Consider the following 19190-nt stretch of genomic DNA (forward strand, 5'->3'; position numbering starts at 1 on the left):
GAAAATCCATAACCTTGCGGCCAATTCCCCGCATTTCGTGACGGAACTGGTTTACGGTCTCGATATTGACCCGATTGTTCGCCAGCTGGCGCGAAAGGTACACGTAAAGTTTGACGTTTTCGGTAAGTAAATGTGCCTGCAAGGTGGTCCGGAACTCTCCCAACAGGTCGCGGATGGTCTCGAAATCCTTGTCGTGTACGGCTTCCTGGATCGATTGCAACAGCTGGATCAATTGACGGTGATCTCCCTTCAGCTGATCGACCAAACGTGCGTCAAAGTAAATGCTGGTCCCGGGCGCCGGCTTGTACGGGTTGTACGCGGTACGCATCTCCGCCTTCCTGCCGATCGGGATACCAAAAATCTGCGCCATGCTTCCTCCGTGATCAATCGGCTCCAGGGGCCGCCGTTTTCTGAAATAGCCTTCTAAAATAAAACTAGCAGCGAGACCGCATCTGTCTACGCATTCTGCGTCAGATTGCTGGCCACCGATCTTTGGCCAAATGCCGCCCGTCGCCCGAAAAAAGTTGTATCCTCTGCCCCAGAACGTCACTTCACCGATGTCCGGCCTCACCCATATGTCTTCCAACGAAAAAATCCGGCTCTCCAAACTGATGTCCGAGCGGGGAATCTGTTCGCGGCGGGAGGCCGATGCGCTTATCGAGAAAGGCTGGGTCCTGGTGGATGGCGAGCGGATCGATGTCCTCGGGACCCGCGTCGCCCCGGACGCCGAAATCGTACTCGATGAACGTGCGCGGCAGGCCCAGCGGGAAAACGTGACCATCCTGCTCAACAAACCGGTGGGCTACGTCTCGGCCCAGGCGGAGAAAGGCTATCGGCCGGCTATCAGCCTGATCGGCGCCACTACCCGGTTCTCCGGTGACCGTAGCGATCGCCGGTTCTCGCGGGAGCAGCTGCGGGGACTGGCGCCGGCCGGCCGCCTGGACATCGACTCCCAGGGACTGCTGGTGCTGACCCAGGACGGGCGAATCGCGCGCACCCTGGTGGGCGAAGGCTCGCAGATTGAAAAGGAATACCTGGTACGGGTGCAGGGCGAGATCACGGACCGGAAACTCGATCGCCTGCGACATGGAATGCATCTGGACGGCAAGGCCCTGCGCCCGGCCCGGGTGCGGCAACAGAATCCGGATCAGCTCAATATGGTTCTGACCGAGGGTCGAAAGCGCCAGATTCGCCGCATGTGTGAACAGGTCGATCTGCAGGTCACCGGTCTAAAACGGGTGCGGATCGGCCGCGTGCGTCTGGGAAGCCTGCCGGAGGGATGCTGGCGCTACCTTGCGGACGACGAGCGCTTCTAGTTGGGTTATCATTCCGTACCCGAATGCTGAACCAGATAAACCAAATCGGCACCCTCCCTCTGTGTACAGACTGATTCGCCCCCTACTGTTTCGTCTTGACGCGGAACGCAGCCACCGGCTCGTACTGTCTGTCCTGCGCTGGATCTGCCTGGTGCCCGGCATTCCCTGGCTCCTGACACAGCTCTATCGTGTCAAAAGCCCGGCCCTGGAAACGCAGGTCATGGGGATCCGCTTCTCCAATCCGGTTTGCCTCGCAGCTGGCCTGGACAAGAATGCGGAGTGTGTGCGCCCCCTGTTCACCCTCGGCTTCGGCGGAATTGAACTGGGCACAGTTACCCCGGACCCGCAACCGGGGAATCCGCCCAAACGCCTTTTTCGACTGCCCCGCCATCACGCGCTGATCAATCGATTGGGTTTTCCCAGCGTGGGTCTGGAGGCTTTCATGGAGAACCTGCAGAGGGCGGGCAAGCCCGGGCCCCTGGGCGTGAACATTGGCAAAAACCGGAACACATCCAACGACCATGCGGCGGACGACTATCTGCGCGCTTTCCGGGCGGTGTATGCCGTGGCGGATTACATCGTGGTCAATGTCTCATCGCCGAATACGCCACAACTTCGTGCCTTGCAGGATCGCGAAAAACTCTCCGCCTTGCTCACAAGCCTGAAGAACGAGCAGGTCGAACTGGGGAAGACGCGCCGAGTTTTCGTCCCGATCGCGGTGAAGATCTCGCCGGACCTGACGGACGACGAGATCAACGACATTGCCGATCTCGTTCTTGAAGTCAAACTCGATGCGGTTGTCGCCACGAACACGACAGTGGATCGGCCCGGCCTGGATGGGGAACTTCTTGCCGCCGAAACGGGCGGCCTCAGCGGTGCACCGCTCAAGGCCCGTTCCACGGAAGTGATCCGCCTGCTCTATCACCGCTTGCAGGGCCAGGTACCCATCATCGGCGTCGGAGGCATCGAGAATGCAAATGATGCCTGGGAGAAACTCGTCGCCGGGGCCGACCTGCTGCAGGTCTACTCCGGATTCATCTACGGGGGACCCGGCCTCGCCCGGAGGATCTGTCGCGGCCTTCTCCGCCGAACCCGTGCGGCCGGTTGCGACACCCTCAGTGAAGCCGTCGCCCAGGCGCGCAGCGGCGTCCGGATGATGCGCTAGGGTCGATACCGTCTAGGACAATTTCCGCCACCAGATGGAACGGTTGTTGGCGGGCATGGCGCGATCACCCTCCAGTTCCAGTCCCACGTCCCGTGCCAGGGCATCCACCGCTTCGAAATCCCGTATACCGCTTTCCGGATCACGATCCTTGAGCCAGCGATCGAAATCCTCATTGCTGGACTCCAGGGGACGATGCGCGTAGCGGTAGGGGCCATAGACATAGAGCAGACCGCCGGGGGGCAGAATCCGGCTCGCCCCGGCGAACAGCCGTTCGACACCCGCCCAGGCAACAATGTGTATCGTATTGATGCATACAACCGCATCGGCCCGGGTCACCGGCCACGGCCCCCGTAACAGGTCGAGCTCAACGGGCGCAGACAGATTGTCCAGATCCGCCTCGTCGCGCCACGCCTGGATGCTGGACAGGGCCCCGGCTCGATCGGTGGGATGCCAATTCAGTTCGGGAAAACGCGATGCAAACCAGAGGGCATGCTGGCCGGTACCACTGCCGATCTCAAGCACACTGCCCGTGGATGGCAGGATCTCGCCAAGAACCCGGGCAATGGGTTCCCGGTTTCGTTCGAATGGGGCCGAATACTGTTTCATCTGCCGGACCTTGGGGATGGACCGGGAGGAGCCCCCGATCCACGGAAACACTCAGGGTTGATCGGCCAGCACCAGCTCGCACACCCGGTCGACATGGGCTTCCGGCATTCCCGGATAGATTGGAAGGGAAAGGGCTTCCAGCGATGCCTGCTCACAAACCGGCAGGCTGCCCGGGGTGTACCCCAGATCGCGATACACCTCCTGCAGATGCAGACCCTCGGGATAGCACAGCGAGGTGCCAACCCGATTGTCGGTCAGCTGCCGGCGCACGGCGTCCCGGTTCTGAAGGCGTACCGTGTAGAGATTGTAGGCGTGCCCGCCCCAGGAAGGATTCTCCGGCGTCGCCAGGATCTTGCCGCCGAGGTGCTCGCCGTATGCCTCGGCAACCCGGCGCCGGCCGGCAATGGCCTCGTCAATGAAGCGCAGCTTGATCCGCAGCAACGAGGCCTGAATCTCGTCCAGACGACTGTTGTAACCGATCTCGGTATGAATAAAAGGCTTCACCGCGCCATGGTTGCGCAAGCGCAGCAGGTGTTCGGCCACATCGTCGCGATCCGTGGTAATGATTCCACCATCGCCATAGCAACCCAGGACTTTCGTGGGATAGAAGCTGAAGCACCCGGTATCGCCCATGCTTCCAACCTTGCGCCCTGCCACATCGGCGCCAAAGGCCTGTGCGCAGTCCTCCACGACAGCAAGACCATGCTCCTGCGCGATCTTTCCGAGGGCATCCATGTCCACCGGATGTCCGAAGATATGAACCGGCAGGATTGCTCGCGTGCGATCGGTGATTCGCTCACGCACAGTTTCCGGGTTTAGCGTAAAGCTGTCCGACAGAATATCCGCGAACACCGGGGTGGCGCCCACGACGCTGATCGCCTCTGCCGTCGCGTAGAACGTATACGGTGTCGTGATTACCTCGTCGCCCGGACCAATTCCCAGCGCCCGCAGGGAAAGAACCAGTGCGTCGGTGCCGTTCGCGACTGATACCGCGTGCGCCACACCGACATAATCCGCGATTTCCTTTTCAAGGGCCTGGACATTTGGACCGAGAACAAAGGCCCCGGACTGCCCGGTTGCGCGAATACTGTCGATCCACTCCGGCGAAAGCTCTGAAAATTCCCGGGTGAGATCCAGGAAGGGAACCGATTCGATTACATCTGACATGCTGCGATTTTCTCCCGCACAAGTAAGGCAACCCGCAAGGCCTCCAGGCCGACTCGCCCGGTCACCAGGGGCGTAGCTCCGGTTCGCACATTGCGAACGAAATCTTCCAGTTCCGCGTTCAGTGGCTGTACCGGTTCGATTTCGATACGTTCAGTCACAATTTCCGGCCATTCGCCTTCCTTGTTGGTCGGCTCGGCATAGGCCGAATCCAGCTTCTGGTCGGTATAGTCCAGGCCAAAATAATGATTCGGTTCGAATACCCGAATTCGGCGGAACTTCTTGTTCGAAACGCGGCTTGCGGTCACATTCGCCACGGCGCCGTTCTCAAACTCCAGGCGGGCATTGGCAATGTCTGTGTGCTGTGTAATGACGGGCACGCCCATGGCCTCGATCCGGCGAATGGGTGAACCGACCAGCTCAAGCACGATGTCGATATCGTGGATCATCAGATCCGTCACCACATCGACATCCGTTGCCCTCGCGACGAAAGGGCCGAGTCGATGAACCTCAATGAACATGGGCCTGGTGGCACGCCTGGCCAGGGCCATCACACCTGCGTTGTAGCGTTCAAGGTGACCGACCTGGAAAACGACCTTGTGCTTTTCCGCCAGCTCCACCAGCTCGAGCGCTTCCTCGTAGCTCGGCGCAATGGGCTTCTCGAGCAACATGTGTACACCCGCCTCCAGGAACGGGCGCGATACGGCAAGGTGATAGGCAGTAGGAACAACGATGCTGACTGCATCGACCTTGCCGACCAAACCGCCGGCGTCGGTGTACGCCTCACAGCCGCATTCCTCCGCCACACGCTCGGCGGCCTGTCGGTCCACATCGGCAATGGCGACAAGCTCTACACCGGGCATGTCGCGGTAGATGCGTGCATGGAACTTGCCAAGGTATCCGGTACCGACGACGCCGACTCGCAGGTTTGCGGTACCCGTGTTTGCTTGGGCGGACATGAAATTCCAGTTGATCGAGGACAATCCCTAATGGTCGCAGCCCGCGGTAGCAGAGGCGGATTCTCTCCTCTCGAGCGATACCGGTGCTGAAAACGGCACGCATTATAGCGCGCCGTCCGGCCAGCGACTACCGGCCGCCCGTTGGCGCGGCGCCGATATCGAAGGCCCGGGATTCCACGAAAATCCGGAACAGGTCTGCATCCACCTTGCCGGACCGGGACTCCTCTCCCAGGATATCCAGGGCCTGCTCGAGCGGAACGGCCTTCTTGTACGGGCGATCCGGCGCGGTCAATGCATCATAGATGTCCGCAATCGCCATCATCTTGGACTGCACCGGAATCTCCCCGGCATTGAGCCCCCGCGGATATCCGGTTCCGTCGAGTTTCTCATGGTGCGCATAGGCGATGTCCGGCAGGCTTGCCAGATTTCGGGTCCAGGGGATCAGGCGAAGAAATTCGAAGGTATGGCTGACGTGGGACTCGATCTGCTCGCGCTCCTCCGGCGAAAGACTGCCCTTGGACAGGACCAGGCTGCTGAACTCGAACTCCTCGAGCAGCGGAACCGCATTGCCGTCATGGTCGGGGAAGCGATAGGCAACGATACTTCCCAGATCGTGATCTGCCTCACCGTGCACGACATTGGGCTGGTTGGCACGCAAGATCGTCTCAAGAAATCCCGCCAGCCTCTGATCTTCGTACGCCAGCATGCGCTCGATCTCCTTGCGCCGGCCACGCAACTCATCGGCCGACAGCGAACTGGCTTCGTACAGATCGAGGATCTCCCGATAGGCCTGGCGACTCAGGCTGGTGCGCGCGTAGCGAAAGCGTTGCTCGATGAGCGCAAGCTGTTCGGGGTACAGCTTGTTGGCCTTGACCAGAACGTTTTCCCGCACACCTACCTTGCCGAAATCATGCAACAGGGCCGCGTAGCGGATCTCCTTCAGCTGATCCCGACTGAACTGGACTGCACGCACGCTGTGCAGATCGCTTTGATCAACGGCCTTGCCCAGACGCTCGGTGAATTCGGCCACGCGGAAGGAATGTCCGGCCGTGGTCGGGTCCCGTGCCTCGATCGCCTGTACAGATGCACGTATGAAACCCTCGAACAATCGCTCGATATCGGCGTAGAGAATACTGTTTTCGAGTGCCACACCGGCCTGGCCTGCCAGCGCCAGGGCGATCTGGGTGCTTACGGAATCGAACGGCAAGACCTGCTTGTGAAAGTCATCCGCTGTGCTCAATCTCTGTTGATAGTCCAGCTTCCGGTTGATCAATTGCAGCACACCTACCACGTCGCCGTCCTTGTTCGTCATCGGCACCGTCAACATGGATCGTGTGCGGTAGTTGAGACTGCGGTCCGAAGCAGGATTGAATGTATACGGCATGTCCTCGGGTATGTTGTACGCATCCTCGATGTTGACCAGTTCCCCCGTACTGGCCACGTAGCCGGCAATACTGTACTTGCCCACAAGGGTCATCTGCGCGCTTGCCCGTGCATCGGTGGACGCATTCTGCCAAAGCCGAAAATAGAGCTTGCCCTTGTCATCGCGGGTATAAATCGATGCACCGTCGGCACCCGTCAGCTTGCGCGCATGGCTCAGGACCAGATCCAGAAGCGAGTCCAGGTCCTTTTCCGAAGCCAGTGCATGACTAATCTCGAGGACCTTCTCCAGCGTTCCAGTCACACGATCCTGGTCATTCCGATGTTCGAGCACCGACTGGGCCGTGCGAAGGGTGGCACAGACCAGTTGCGGCGAGGTACCCGGCACCAGTACGCCGCTAACCAGGGGGTCTTCCAACAAGGCTTCATGAAGGCAGTTTGGGTCGTCGGTCCACAGGACCACGCCGAACTCGGAGCGTTCCCTGGCATCCAGATCCGCCAGAATCCGTTGGGCTTGCTGGGGGGTGAGGACGAGAAGGGCCGGGAGACTCAAGGGGTCAATCGCATCCAGGGAATGAAACTCCTGGGAGAGATCCGACTCTTTATATAATAGAGACAGATCGATTTGCCCCCGGGCCTCTGAGGCTATCCATAGTGAACTCTGCGGTCTCCCCATTTCCGTTCCCCGACCGTTTTCGCGGGACTGGCGCCCACTTTGCGCTATTGTATGCGATTCACCAAGCATAGACGCGATATATTTAACGCACCATGCACAAATCTAGGGCAGTAGTGATTACGGGCTGCTCCAGCGGCATTGGACACTGTCTGGCACAGGGTCTGAGGGCGCGGGGTTACCGCGTCATCGCCACGGCGCGGAAACCGGAAGACGCTGAACGGCTGGATCAGGAGGGCCTGGAAGGGCTCCACCTGGATCTGCGCGACAGCGATTCCATTCGGTCCGCGGTCGCAACGGTTCTGGAACGAACCGGGGGAAACGTATACGGCCTTATCAACAATGGTGCCTATGGACAGCCAGGAGCGGTGGAAGATCTTTCCCGCGAGGTGCTGAGGCAGCAATTCGAAACCAATCTGTTTGGCACCCAGGAACTCACCAATGCCATCCTGCCGGCCATGCGTGCCCGAAACAAGGGCCGCATCGTACAAATCAGCTCCATCCTCGGTATCGTGACCTTCGCCTATCGCGGCGCCTACACCGCCAGCAAATTCGCACTGGAAGCCTTGTCCGACACCATGCGCCTGGAACTCCGGGGGAGCGGAATCCACGTCTCCCTGGTCGAACCGGGACCTATCGTCAGCCGCTTCCGCGACAACGCCCTCGCCGCCTTCCGCGAGAACATCGACCTGGAACACAGTACTCATCGCGAACTGTATCGTGCGGTACTGAAACGGCTGGAAGGACGGGCCGGACGCACGCCGTTCACGCTGCCGCCGGAAGCCGTGCTCAAGCGCGTGGTTCATGCGCTGGAGGCGCCCCGCCCAAAGATCCGCTATCCCGTCACGACACCAACGTATGTCTTTGGATATTTTCGCCGACTGCTGCCGGCGCGGTGGCTGGATCGTGTCGTCTTTGCCGTCGGCGACCGGCCCGATAGTGAATCGGGCTAGAACTCCGCGGTGAACTTCGCCGCAAGCCCCTGGGCCTCCCTGCCCGTTCCTCCCACTGCCGCCGCGTAGTCGCGATCGACGATCCATTCCAGCCCTACATGGGTATGGGCGCCGAGCTCCTTTGACAGACCAATGGACAAGCGACGCCGGGGAAATTCCAGCGAAAGTGCGTCGGCGCTCTCCTGATAAGACACCGCTGCCACCCACTTCCTTTCCTTCGATCCGAATTCGCGCGCGATTTCCAGTTGCCACGCCCGAGGTCTGGCACCAGCTCCGTTGAAGGAGAGCTCCGAGCCGTCAAATGCCTTCAGGGTTTCCAACCAGGATGCCAGCAGATGCCAACCTGCTCGGTGGACCCCGATATGGCTTGACCAGGCTGGAACGTCGGCCTGCAACGTCCCCGGAGTGATCCATCCCTGCAGGCGGCGGGCACCACCAAGGTTCCCGATTGCGCTGATCGCGGCCTCCAGAAGGTGTCCGTTGGCCTTGCGTTCGAATCCGAGGTCGCCACCCCATGAGATCGAACCGGCGGCCGATGGTTTGCGGCTGTCATATGCGTATATCCTTCCAAACCAGGTCTCTTGCGATACACCGACCCGAACCGCACGCTCCCGCTCCTCGCCAATCTCAAGTGTCAGCGGATCGGAAAGGAGAAAGGTTTCGAACTGCCCGATACCCAGGTAGAACTGGCCCACGTCGAGACTGACGCGCCGCTCGGAGCCAAGGGCAAAAGACGCACGGGCCTCGTCCAGTTCCAATGGCGTACTCCCTTCCTCGTAGAGAGCGGAAACATGCATCGACAGGCGATTGCTCAGGATGCTGTCGATGGACAAGGCCGCCTTCGCCAGCTGCGCGCCCTGCGTGGACGTAGCGGCGTAGTCACGCGCATATCCCCACTCCAGTTCCGCGGCACCGGACAGGGAGAACGAAGCTGCGTCCGCGCTCATCGGCGCAAACGCCACGGCGAACCAGGAGAAGCTGCGCGCCAAGCGCCGAAATCGGCCGGGCGCTCGATGGGAAGAGGTGCTGTCGGCGCCAAGAACTGCTGGAGATCGACGCATGCGCAAGGGTATCAATCCACGAGTCACTCATAATCCTCATTGAGTGCCCGGAGGAAGGCCGCCAACGCGGAGACATCCCCTTTCCCCAGATGAATATGGCGCAGTTCCGGCGCCGGGTTGCGCACCCGGCCCGCGCGCGCCAATGCGGCGATCACCTGATAGTGCCGCACTGTCTCTTCCAGGGTGTCGTATCGGCCACTGTGCATATAGGGCGAAGAATCTCCGAGATCGCGAAGGATGGGCGTCTTGAAACGGGCAATGGTTCGGTCCAGCACCGCCGCCGGTTTGCAGGCGTGCGCGCACAGCAAATGGTTCAGCTTGTGCTGCGGCGCCGGCATATCGGGGTTGGCATACACATTCCACAGGCCGAGGTCTGCGTCCCCCGGCCGGTTGCGCGCAACCACGGCACGAAATCGGCCGCTGGCATGGGGATGCCGCGGGGTTGGAGGAAGCCAGGCATCGTAGTCCCGCTCGCGTCGCGCCAGGGTCGGGATGCTCAAGGCGGCGAATGAGCCGGTGCCGTGGGCGTCGTCATAATCCAGTTGCGAAACACCTGTGTTATGGAAACGGAAATCGGAGAACTCCGGCGCGACATGGCACGCAATGCAGTTGCCGATGGCCGAGGATTTTTTTGGCGCCGATTCGGCAAAGAAGATCTTCAAGCCCGCCAGTTCCCTCGGCCCGAACGCAAAGGCCTGCTTGTGATGCCGGAAATGGCCATCCCCCTTGCCAACGAATCTGGGCTGGCGCAGTCGGTTCACGGCTGCGCGAAGCCGGCGGCTATAGGCGAGCGCCGATTCGTCGCTACGCGGCGCGCGCGGCAGTGCATATTTTTTGAGGAAGATATCGTACGGCGACCCGGTGTGTCTGCCGCTGGCGTCGCGCGCGAAACGGATGTTGTCCACATAGGCCGCGATCAGCCGCGAGACAGCATCGACGATCTGCGCGTCGCTGGCGTGGTCCACATCGATGCGGTACGCCGGCGGCAGGCGCAGGTCTGCCGGGATGGATCGATCGGTTCCCGTGAGCACCTGTTCGTACGCACCACCGAATTCCTTTGCCAGCGGGCCACGGCCATCGTCCCGACGGATAACGGCCGCGATATGACGCAAGGCAATACCGTGCTCCCCGGGCAGCCAGCCATAGTTGCGACCGGTCAGGGTCGCACGGACGAGATCGTCCAGACTGGCGAACTGCCCGTCATAGTGGAACAGGCCGTGGCCCGGCACGGTGATATCCACCATCTGCATGGCGTTGCGCACGGAGGTGCGCTCACCGTCGGGCCGGGTTGTAACGGGGCTGCGGCGGGCGAAGTCTGCGTAGGTACGCATGCCGCCGCCCCTGGCCCCTCCCTGCTCGTCCACCAGGTGGCAGGCACGGCAGTTCATGGCCTGCCCGGCAAACGGCCCCTTGATCCGGCCGGCCGTCGTTTCGGTCCACTCCATGACCGGGTCGGCGCGGTGCGGATGCCTGTAGGCGAACCAGGAAAAGCGGGTTTCCAGGGAAAGGCGCTCGCCGATGCGAACCTCAGGGGGATCCTGATCGGCCCGTGCGGACGCGCTCACGACGCCACAGAGCACGATCGCGCCCAGGATCAGGGCCTTTGTCTTTTTCGCCGACACACCGCACCCACCAATGAAAACTGGATGCGATTGTTAATGCTTCTCATTTGTATGTCAAGTCAGCAACAGAATGGCGCCGTCCCCGACTCTATTCGGCGAGCTGATGGGAGACCATGCCGTCCGCCAGTTTCGGCTCAAACCAGGTGGACTTGGGCGGCATCACTTCGCCGGCGTCCGCCACGGCCATAAGCTGATCCAGGGAGGTCGGAAACAGGGAAAAGGCCACAGCCATTTCGCCACTGTCCACGCGCCGCTGCAGTTCCTCCAGGCCGCGAATCCCGCCCACAAAATCGATGCGCTTGTCACGACGGGGATCGGTGATGCCGAGGATGGGCGCAATCAGGTGGCTGGCCAACAAACTGACATCCAGCCTTCCCACCGGATCGTCCGCCGGTATGAGATCCTCGCGGATGGTCAGCCGGTACCACTGCCCGGCGAGATACATTCCGAACTCGCCGCTTGTCGCCGGTCGAACCGGCGCATCTTCCGACGCAACGGCAAAGGCATCCTGCACGGCCTGCAGGAAATCCTCCGGTGTACGACCGGCAAGATCCTTCACCACGCGGTTGTAGTCCAGGATCTGCATCTGGTTATCAGGAAACGCGACTGACAGGAAATAGTCCGCGGCGTTCTCACCCGCGCCGGCCTTACGCCTGGCCGCCGCCACCCGCGAGGCCGCGGCCGAACGGTGATGACCGTCGGCGATATACAGACAATCCATGGCATCGAAGACTTGCGTGATCTTCTCCGCCGTCGCCGGGTCGCGCACAACCCACAGGGCATGCTGCACACCGTCGTCGGCGGTAACGTTCACTTCCGGTTCGCCGCTGCAAGTCTCGGCAACAATGCGATCAATGTCGTCATGGTGACGATAGGTCAGGAACACCGGTCCCGTCTGTGCATTCAGGGCCTCGATCTGGCGCACGCGATCGTCCTCCTTGTCCGGTCGGGTGAATTCGTGTTTGCGAATCCGGTTGCTGTCGTAATCCGCCACCGAGGCCACCAGCACCAGCCCGGTCTGCACATGCTCGCCCATGATCAGGCGATAGATGTAGTAACAGGGCTGGTCATCCTGGACCAGTACCCCCTGCTCCAGCATGTGCTGGAAGTTTTCGCGCCCCTTGGCGTAGACCGCCTCGTCATAGGGGTCGGTCCCCGGCGGCAGATCGATTTCCGGCTTGGAGATATGCAGGAAGCTGTAGGGTTTGCCGGCGGCCCTGACCCGGGCCTCTTCGGTATTGAGCACATCATAGGGTGGCGCCAACACCTCCTCGGCGCGGCCGGGGGCGGGTCGCAGACCCTTGAAGGGACGAATCAGATTCATGGTTTTCCTGTATAGTTGCGGCGTGTCACGGCCCCGGACCACCCCGGAGCGCGTCGCATTATACGCACCGTACCCGCAATTGCCGACCCGGAATCCCGGATATGAACCAGCCCCCCTGCCGCCCCTATCTGCCGCCGGAATGGGCCCCGCAGGACGGCGTCATGCTCACCTGGCCCCATCCCCATGGCGATTGGGCGGACCATCTCGCCGACGCCGAACGCACGTTTACGCAGCTGGCCCTGGCGATCAGTCGCCGCGAGCGGGTACTGATCGTGTGCTACGACGAGGCCCACCGTTCCCGCGTTCAGGACCTGCTAGTCTCCGCCGGCGTCGATCGGGCCCGCACCGATGTCCGCATCGCGCGGTCCAATGATTCCTGGGCACGGGACCACGGACCCGTCACCGTTCTTTGCAGCGGCCAGGCCCAGTTGCTGGATTTCCGTTTCAACGGCTGGGGCGGCAAGTACCCGGCCGATCTGGACAATGCCATCACCCCGACGCTGTTTCGCGACGGTGTCTTTGGCGACACGCCCCTGGAGACCGTAAACCTGGTACTCGAAGGCGGCGGTATCGAGGTGGACGGTTCCGGTACCCTGCTCGCGACCCGGCCCTGCCTGCTATCTCCGAAACGTAACCCCGACCTGACGCGAGAGTTGATGGAGAGACTGCTGGCGGAGCACCTTGGCATCGAACGCTTCCTGTGGCTGGAACACGGCTGGCTTGCCGGAGATGATACCGACGGTCACATCGATACCCTGGCCCGCTTCTGCGATCGCGAAACCATTGCCTTTGTCCGTTGTGATGACCGTGACGATGATCATTACGGGCCGCTGTCCGCCATGGAGGCCGAACTGAAACAGTTCACGAGCGCCACCGGCGCGCCCTACCAGCTTGTTCCGCTGCCCTTGCCTGGCGCCCGATTCGACGATACGGGCCAGCGCCTGCCGGCGACCTATGCCAATTTCCTCATCATCAACGATGCCGTCCTGGTACCTACCTATGACGACCCTTTGGACGAGCTGGCGTTGACACGACTGCAAGCCTGTTTCCCCGACCGCGAACTGGTGGCCATCGACGCCTTGCCTCTGATTCGGCAATACGGCAGTCTGCATTGCGTCACCATGCAACTGCCGGCCGGGGTGCTGGCGAGCTGAACATGACGGATTCCGGCAAGAATCAATCAGACACACTGACCGTGGGACTGGTCCAGCAGGCCTGCGGCGAAGACTACGACGCCAATCTGACCGCGTCTGTCGACGGAATCCACGAGGCAGCCTCCCGTGGCGCGCGACTGGTATTGCTGCAGGAGTTGCATACCGGCGTCTATTTCTGCCAGAGCGAAGACTCCGCGCGGTTTGATCAGGCCGAAGCCATTCCCGGACCGACCATGAACCGACTGGGTGCCTTGGCGAAGGAACTCGGGATTGTGATTGTCGGATCCCTGTTTGAACGACGGGCCGCGGGCCTGTACCACAATACCGCCGTGGTGCTGGAGCGCGACGGGACTCTCGCGGGACGCTATCGCAAGATGCACATCCCCGACGACCCGGGCTACTACGAAAAATTCTATTTCACGCCCGGCGATCTTGGCTTCACACCCGTCGATACCTCCCTCGGCCGCCTGGGTGTGCTCATATGCTGGGACCAGTGGTATCCGGAGGCGGCACGGCTCATGGCGCTGCATGGCGCCGAACTGTTGCTATACCCCACCGCCATCGGCTGGGACCCGCGCGACGAGGTTGATGAAAAGCAACGCCAACTTGAAAGCTGGCGCACGGTGCAACGGGCGCACGCGGTTGCCAATGGTCTTCCGGTGCTCAGCTGCAATCGCACCGGCCACGAACCCGATCCCGCGGAACAGGGTCCGGGCATCGATTTCTGGGGCAGCAGTTTCATCGCCGGGCCCCAGGGCGAGATTCTGGCGGAGGCGCCGACGAATGATCCGGCCGTACTGGTGACGGCGATTGACCGGAAGCGTTCCGAGTCGGTACGCCGTACCTGGCCGTTCCTGCGCGATCGGCGCATTGACGCCTACGACGACCTGACGCGACGATACATCGACTCCGATTCCTGATAAACCGATTGTGACAGCGAAGACACAAGCATGATTGTAATCACCCGACCCGATGTCGATAACGAGAGCGAGGAGTTCCGCAGCCTGCTGGAGTTCCTGGAGAACAAGCCCAACGTCCGCACCAGCGTGCATCGGGAGATCGGTACCCAACAGACGCTGACGGAAATCTATCTGATCGGCGATACCGCCTCCCTGGACGCGGCTGAGATCGAGAGCCTGCCTGCCGTGGAACGCGTGGTGCGCGTGTCGCAGGAATATCGCGTCCTGGGCCGCCACCGCGACGACCTGCGGCCTACAGGTTTCGAATACAACGGCGTGGAATTTTCGCAGGACAACCTCAATGTGTTTGCCGGACTGTGTGCTGTGGACACGCGTGAGCATGTGGAAGCGATGATGAAAGCGCTGCAGGCCCATGGCCAGGTGTGCACGCGCATGGGTGCCTACAAGCCACGAACCAGTCCCTATGCATTCCAGGGCCACGGCAAGAACTGCCTGCCCTGGGTGTTCGAACTGGCGGGCAAGTACGCCATCCGCGTCGTCGCCATGGAGGTGACCCACGATTCCCACGTGGATGAAATCCGGGCGGCCCTGGATGCCACCGGCAAACCCACGGGGGTTATGCTGCAGATCGGCACACGCAATACGCAGAACTTCGAACTGCTAAAGATCGTCGGCCGGCAGCAGGAGTTTCCGGTTCTGCTCAAGCGTGGTTTCGGCATCACCCTGGAGGAATCCCTGAACGCAGCCGAGTATCTGGCGAGCGAGGGGAACCGCCGCGTGATCTTCGGTCTGCGCGGCATGAAGACCAATATGGGCGACCCGCATCGCAACTTTGTCGACTTCGCCCACGTGCCCGTGGTCAAGCGTCTGACACGCATGCCCGTGTGCATCGACCCTTCACATTCCGTGGGAACGCGCGACGCAGCCCCGGACGGCATCACAGACCTCATGCACGTTACCGCACAGGGCGTCATCGCCGGCGCGAACATGATTCTGGTGGATTTCCATCCAGCGCCCGAGAAGGCACTGGTAGACGGGCCGCAGGCGCTGACGCTGGAAGAGCTTCCGTATTTCCTGGACGACGTGGCCGTGGCGCGCGAGGCCTATGAGAAGCGACGTCGACTCAACCAGGAATTTCGCAAAACTCAGGGAAGGGCATCCCGGTAGAGATCCACGACCGCGCGATCCGTGCGGCGCATCAAAACAATGTCCCGACCGATGATTCGCCGCACGTAGTCGTGCGGCAGGGGCGTCAGCTTGCGCTCCAATGCTCGCGGCAGGCCTATCCCCTCGAGGTTCGACGGCAGCAAATCCAGCTTCACAAAGCCCTCTGGCAGGGCTCCCGGTCCACGGCCGAACGCCTTCCCCCTGTACCACTCTGCGATCAGATTCCGGTCACGCTCGCTGATGACGACCCCTCTGGCCATTTCTGCTTCCTCGAACGACAGCCGATGGGAACTGAAAACGGCGGTCGCGCATGCCGATAGTCCCGACACGGAGATGAGCACGAGAACGATTGCGAACGTCTTGCGTTTCATTTCGGTAAATGCCGTAGAGTCGGACCGACATACAGTTGCCGCGGCCGATCGATGCCATGGGGTATTTCGTGCAGCTCCAGCCAGTGGCTGACCCAACCGGTGGTGCGCGCAAGAGCGAACATGGCCGTGAACATATTGGTCGGCACGCCCATGGCCCGCAGCACGATGCCTGAATAGAAGTCGACGTTGGGATAGAGCTTGCGCTTGATAAAATAGTCATCCTTGAGTGCGATCTCTTCCAGGCGCACGGCGACCTCCAGCAAGTGATCGTCCAGACCCAGATGATCGAGTAACTGTTTTGCTGTGGCCTGGATTACCCGTGCACGCGGATCGAAGTTCTTATACACGCGATGACCGAAACCCATGAGACGGAACGGATCCTTCTTGTCCTTGGCGCGATCAATGGCCTTGCCGATGTTGTCCACCGAGCCGATTTCCATCAACATCTTCAACACCGCCTCGTTGGCACCCCCGTGGGCCGGACCCCAGAGGCTTGCGATTCCGGCAGCGATACACGCGAATGGATTGGCATTGGTCGATGCCGTCATGCGCACGGTGGAAGTTGATGCGTTCTGCTCATGATCGGCATGCAGGATCAGGATTTGGTCCAGCGCCCGCGCCTGAACCGGATCGATATGGAAATCGGTGTTCGGTCGCCCGAACATCATCTGCAGGATGTTTTCCGAGTAGCTGTATTCCTTGCGCGGGTAACGGATGGGCCGACCGACGTGATAGGTATGACTTGCCGCTGCAATCATGGGCATCTTGGCCACCAGACGCATGGCTGCGAGCACACGCTGATCGGGATCGTCGATATCCATGCTGTAGTGATAGAAGGCAGACAGTGCGCCGACCACAGCCACCATGATGGCCATGGGGTGGGCATCGCGCCGGAAGCCACGGTAGAAGCTCAGCACCTGATCATGGAGCAGGCTGAGGTCGCCGATCTTGTCAGCGAATCCGGCGAATGCGTCTTCCGCGGGAAGCTCACCGAACATGAGCAGATAGGCAACCTCCTCGAAGCTGCTCTTCTCTGCCAGCTCCTCGATCGGATAGCCGCGATAGAGCAGAATCCCTTCGTCGCCGTCGACGTAGGTGATCGCGCTGCTGCACGCGGCAGTGGAGCGGAAACCGGGGTCGAAGGCGAGCAGCCCCTGTTGAGAATACAGGGACTGGATGTCGATGGCGCGCGGGCCCATCGTGCCCTCCACGAGTGGCAGGCTGTTTTCGTCGTGCTCACTTGAAATAACGGCGTTTACGTAGTCGGCCATAGGCTTCCGGTTCGCGTGGTATTTGTATCGGGTCGAACGGGAAAGCCTACATCGAAGGCGCCGTTCAGTACAGGGGCCGAACACCGAACACGGTCCGCCCTAGTTATCCTCGCGCCACCACTTCGCGATCGCCCTCCCCACGAATGGATTTACCAGGTAGCCATAGGATCGGTGCACATTCAGACCTTCTTCATTGCGAAAGTAGTTATAAACGCCCTCGTACTCGTCATGAATTACAAGACTGTGACCACGCGTCATCATGGGGCGAAAATCATCCTCGATGCCCTCATCCAGTGCGGTCAGATCCCCGACCGCCGCAATGTTGATCCAGCGATGGATGTTGCCGGGAAAACGTCTCGCATCGGTGGCGTTGGTGCCCAACAGGCGTCGGCGTACATAATGCATTCCCAGGGGGCTGCCCAGGGTCAGGTACAGGTCGACCTTCGCCTTGTTTCCCTCGCCATGCCACAGCTCCCACAGGCTGTCATAGGCGATGATGGAACCCATGCTGTGGCCGATCAACAGAATACGGTCACCTTCGGCCAACATTCCACGCAACATGACCTTGGCCTTTTCCCGTACCCGATCGGCGATCCCGTCCCGGTTCTGAAAATAGCGCGCGGTCTCGGCGATGATGGCGCGGATCGCGCGAATGGGTATGAGGGGAATCAGAAACGGCAAGGCATCAGCAATCTGATACAAAAGGCGCGTGGTGTGTCTGCGCCAGCTGTCGGCAATGCGCCGGTCGTCCGCGGTCGGGCCGGGCTGACGAATCAGGGTATCGATCCAGGGCAAATCCGCTTCCAGTGACTTGTAGTGACCGTAGAACAGATGATTCCACGCAATCAGCCGGAAGTTGTCCTTGGCCTTTCCGAGTTCGGTCGCGGCCTCTTCATCCACCCGGCGCACCCCTTCCACCAGGCAACGCCACAACTGTTCACGATGCTCCCGCGGATGCGGTTTCGGATTCTTGCCCGGAACAAAAACGATTGTCCGCTTTCTCGTGCCTGCATCGGACATGAACAAGCGCCCTCGCTGGGGATCGTGACAAAAGTCATTGTAGCGCTACTTGCGGACCCGGTACTATTTTGGTGTCTCTTTCCACCAGGGTCCAACTATGACATCTAGGCGAGTACTGATCATCGGTTTCGGGGAAATGGGTCATGCCATGAACCATCTCCTTTCTCCCCGACACGAGGTTCAGGTCTGGCACCGGGCCCACGCCGGCGAAGTGGCAATCGATCTGGCAAGAAGCGCGGAAAAACAGGATGTGGTGCTGTTCTGCGTTCCCACCGCCCCCGTCTTTGAACTCGCAAGCCGGATTCGCGACCGATTGTCTTCAGACACGCTCTGCCTCAGCATAGCCAAGGGGCTGGACGACCAGGCTCGACCTGCCTTGCTCGCCTTGCGCGCGGGCCTGGGAAAGGACACGAACTCCGGCGTGCTCTATGGACCCATGATCGCCGAGGAACTGATGGTCGACCGGCCCGGTTTCGCCCAAGCGGGTGTGGAAGACCGCGAACACTATATGAGGGTTCGCGATCTGTTCGCCAGCAGCAATCTCGTGCTTGAGTATCACGACGACCCGCCGGGGCTGTCCTGGTGCGCGGTGCTGAAGAATGTCTACGCCATAGCCTTTGGCATGGCCAATGGTTTGGGCCTGGGCGACAACGTGCGTGGCCTGCTCGCCGTATTGGCCCTGCGTGAGCTTTCCGCGCTGGTAGGAAAGTTGGGCGGCAAGACCGATACACCCTACGGGCTTGCGGGTCTGGGAGACCTGATCACCACCGCCACCAGCGCCGGTTCACACCACCACGAACTCGGTTTGCGTCTTGCCCGCGGCGAACGTGAAGGGATTACCGGGGAAGGTGTACACAGTCTGCGCACCATACGTGCCCACGAGCTGATCGATATCAAACCCTATCCCATGTTCAGCCTGATCGAACGGCTGGTACGGGAGCCGGAAGACCTGCCGGGCCAGTGGCACGACTTTCTGTTCTCGGCACTTCCAGCATAGGACGGCGACAAGGTCAATCTGTCATCTCCGGGCGGCTTCGGGCTACAATCGGCGGCGCCCAGATTCG

Annotated in this window: 18 protein-coding genes; 7 read left to right on the forward strand and 11 right to left on the reverse strand. The window is 60.9% G+C overall.

Features of this window, described 5'->3' with window-relative positions:
* Positions 1–571: hemerythrin domain-containing protein (locus P8X48_01930; protein ID MEJ2106072.1), on the reverse strand; the 571-nt coding region annotated here is incomplete at its 3' end.
* A gap of 4 nt (positions 572–575) precedes the next feature.
* On the opposite strand from P8X48_01930, the gene P8X48_01935 reads away from it, so the two are divergent.
* Both P8X48_01935 and P8X48_01940 read left to right on the forward strand, forming a co-directional pair.
* Positions 576–1316 (forward strand): pseudouridine synthase, encoded by a 741-nt coding sequence (locus P8X48_01935; protein ID MEJ2106073.1) that lies wholly within the window; start codon positions 576–578, stop codon positions 1314–1316.
* Positions 1317–1377: 61 nt separating this feature from the next.
* A complete protein-coding gene (locus P8X48_01940) occupies positions 1378–2481 on the forward strand; it encodes a quinone-dependent dihydroorotate dehydrogenase (GenBank protein MEJ2106074.1) in 1104 nt (367 codons plus the stop codon).
* A gap of 12 nt (positions 2482–2493) precedes the next feature.
* Here the strand turns inward: P8X48_01940 and P8X48_01945 are convergent, their stop codons facing one another.
* The 4 genes from P8X48_01945 to P8X48_01960 form a co-directional block, all read right to left on the reverse strand.
* Complete coding sequence (locus P8X48_01945; GenBank protein ID MEJ2106075.1) at positions 2494–3087, reverse strand: DUF938 domain-containing protein; 594 nt, start codon at positions 3085–3087, stop codon at positions 2494–2496.
* Positions 3088–3138: 51 nt separating this feature from the next.
* Complete coding sequence (locus tag P8X48_01950) at positions 3139–4254, reverse strand: DegT/DnrJ/EryC1/StrS family aminotransferase (protein MEJ2106076.1); 1116 nt, start codon at positions 4252–4254, stop codon at positions 3139–3141.
* On the reverse strand, positions 4242–5210 hold the full coding sequence (locus P8X48_01955; protein MEJ2106077.1) for a Gfo/Idh/MocA family oxidoreductase: 969 nt from the start codon (positions 5208–5210) through the stop codon (positions 4242–4244). Before P8X48_01955 ends, P8X48_01950 begins: the two co-directional genes overlap by 13 nt.
* 127 nt (positions 5211–5337) lie before the next feature.
* On the reverse strand, positions 5338–7266 hold the full coding sequence (locus P8X48_01960; GenBank protein ID MEJ2106078.1) for an HD domain-containing phosphohydrolase: 1929 nt from the start codon (positions 7264–7266) through the stop codon (positions 5338–5340).
* Positions 7267–7358: 92 nt separating this feature from the next.
* Here P8X48_01960 and P8X48_01965 point away from each other — a divergent pair, with 92 nt between their 5' ends.
* Positions 7359–8216, forward strand: a complete 858-nt coding sequence (locus tag P8X48_01965; protein MEJ2106079.1) for an SDR family oxidoreductase — start codon at positions 7359–7361, stop codon at positions 8214–8216.
* Here the strand turns inward: P8X48_01965 and P8X48_01970 are convergent.
* From P8X48_01970 to P8X48_01980, 3 genes are all read right to left on the reverse strand, one after another.
* Positions 8213–9163, reverse strand: coding sequence for an LbtU family siderophore porin (locus P8X48_01970; GenBank protein MEJ2106080.1), 951 nt, complete (start codon positions 9161–9163; stop codon positions 8213–8215). The genes P8X48_01965 and P8X48_01970 overlap by 4 nt on opposite strands.
* A gap of 137 nt (positions 9164–9300) precedes the next feature.
* A complete protein-coding gene (locus tag P8X48_01975) occupies positions 9301–10899 on the reverse strand; it encodes a hypothetical protein (GenBank protein ID MEJ2106081.1) in 1599 nt (532 codons plus the stop codon).
* 88 nt (positions 10900–10987) lie between these two features.
* The gene (locus tag P8X48_01980; protein ID MEJ2106082.1) at positions 10988–12223 is read right to left on the reverse strand and encodes a DUF1015 family protein; all 1236 of its coding nucleotides are present in this window, start codon (positions 12221–12223) and stop codon (positions 10988–10990) included.
* A 101-nt stretch (positions 12224–12324) separates the two neighbouring features.
* Between P8X48_01980 and P8X48_01985 the strand changes: the two genes are divergently transcribed.
* From P8X48_01985 to P8X48_01995, 3 genes are read left to right on the forward strand one after another with little or no spacing between them, the layout of a single operon-like run.
* Positions 12325–13377, forward strand: a complete 1053-nt coding sequence (locus P8X48_01985) for an agmatine deiminase family protein (protein ID MEJ2106083.1) — start codon at positions 12325–12327, stop codon at positions 13375–13377.
* A 2-nt stretch (positions 13378–13379) separates the two neighbouring features.
* A complete protein-coding gene (locus tag P8X48_01990) occupies positions 13380–14297 on the forward strand; it encodes a carbon-nitrogen hydrolase (GenBank protein ID MEJ2106084.1) in 918 nt (305 codons plus the stop codon).
* 30 nt (positions 14298–14327) lie between these two features.
* Complete coding sequence (locus P8X48_01995) at positions 14328–15464, forward strand: hypothetical protein (GenBank protein ID MEJ2106085.1); 1137 nt, start codon at positions 14328–14330, stop codon at positions 15462–15464.
* Here the strand turns inward: P8X48_01995 and P8X48_02000 are convergent.
* From P8X48_02000 to P8X48_02010, 3 genes are all read right to left on the reverse strand, one after another.
* On the reverse strand, positions 15443–15835 hold the full coding sequence (locus P8X48_02000; GenBank protein ID MEJ2106086.1) for a hypothetical protein: 393 nt from the start codon (positions 15833–15835) through the stop codon (positions 15443–15445). The two genes, P8X48_01995 and P8X48_02000, sit on opposite strands and share 22 nt — an antisense overlap.
* Entirely contained in the window at positions 15832–17106 is a 1275-nt protein-coding gene (locus P8X48_02005; GenBank protein MEJ2106087.1) for a citrate synthase, read from the reverse strand. Before P8X48_02005 ends, P8X48_02000 begins: the two co-directional genes overlap by 4 nt.
* 99 nt (positions 17107–17205) lie before the next feature.
* The gene (locus P8X48_02010; GenBank protein MEJ2106088.1) at positions 17206–18126 is read right to left on the reverse strand and encodes a hypothetical protein; all 921 of its coding nucleotides are present in this window, start codon (positions 18124–18126) and stop codon (positions 17206–17208) included.
* A gap of 97 nt (positions 18127–18223) precedes the next feature.
* Between P8X48_02010 and P8X48_02015 the strand changes: the two genes are divergently transcribed.
* Complete coding sequence (locus P8X48_02015; GenBank protein ID MEJ2106089.1) at positions 18224–19123, forward strand: hypothetical protein; 900 nt, start codon at positions 18224–18226, stop codon at positions 19121–19123.
* The last annotated feature ends 67 nt before the right edge of the window (positions 19124–19190 follow it).

Source organism: Acidiferrobacteraceae bacterium, assembly GCA_037388825.1.
GTDB lineage: Bacteria > Pseudomonadota > Gammaproteobacteria > Acidiferrobacterales > JAJDNE01 > JARRJV01.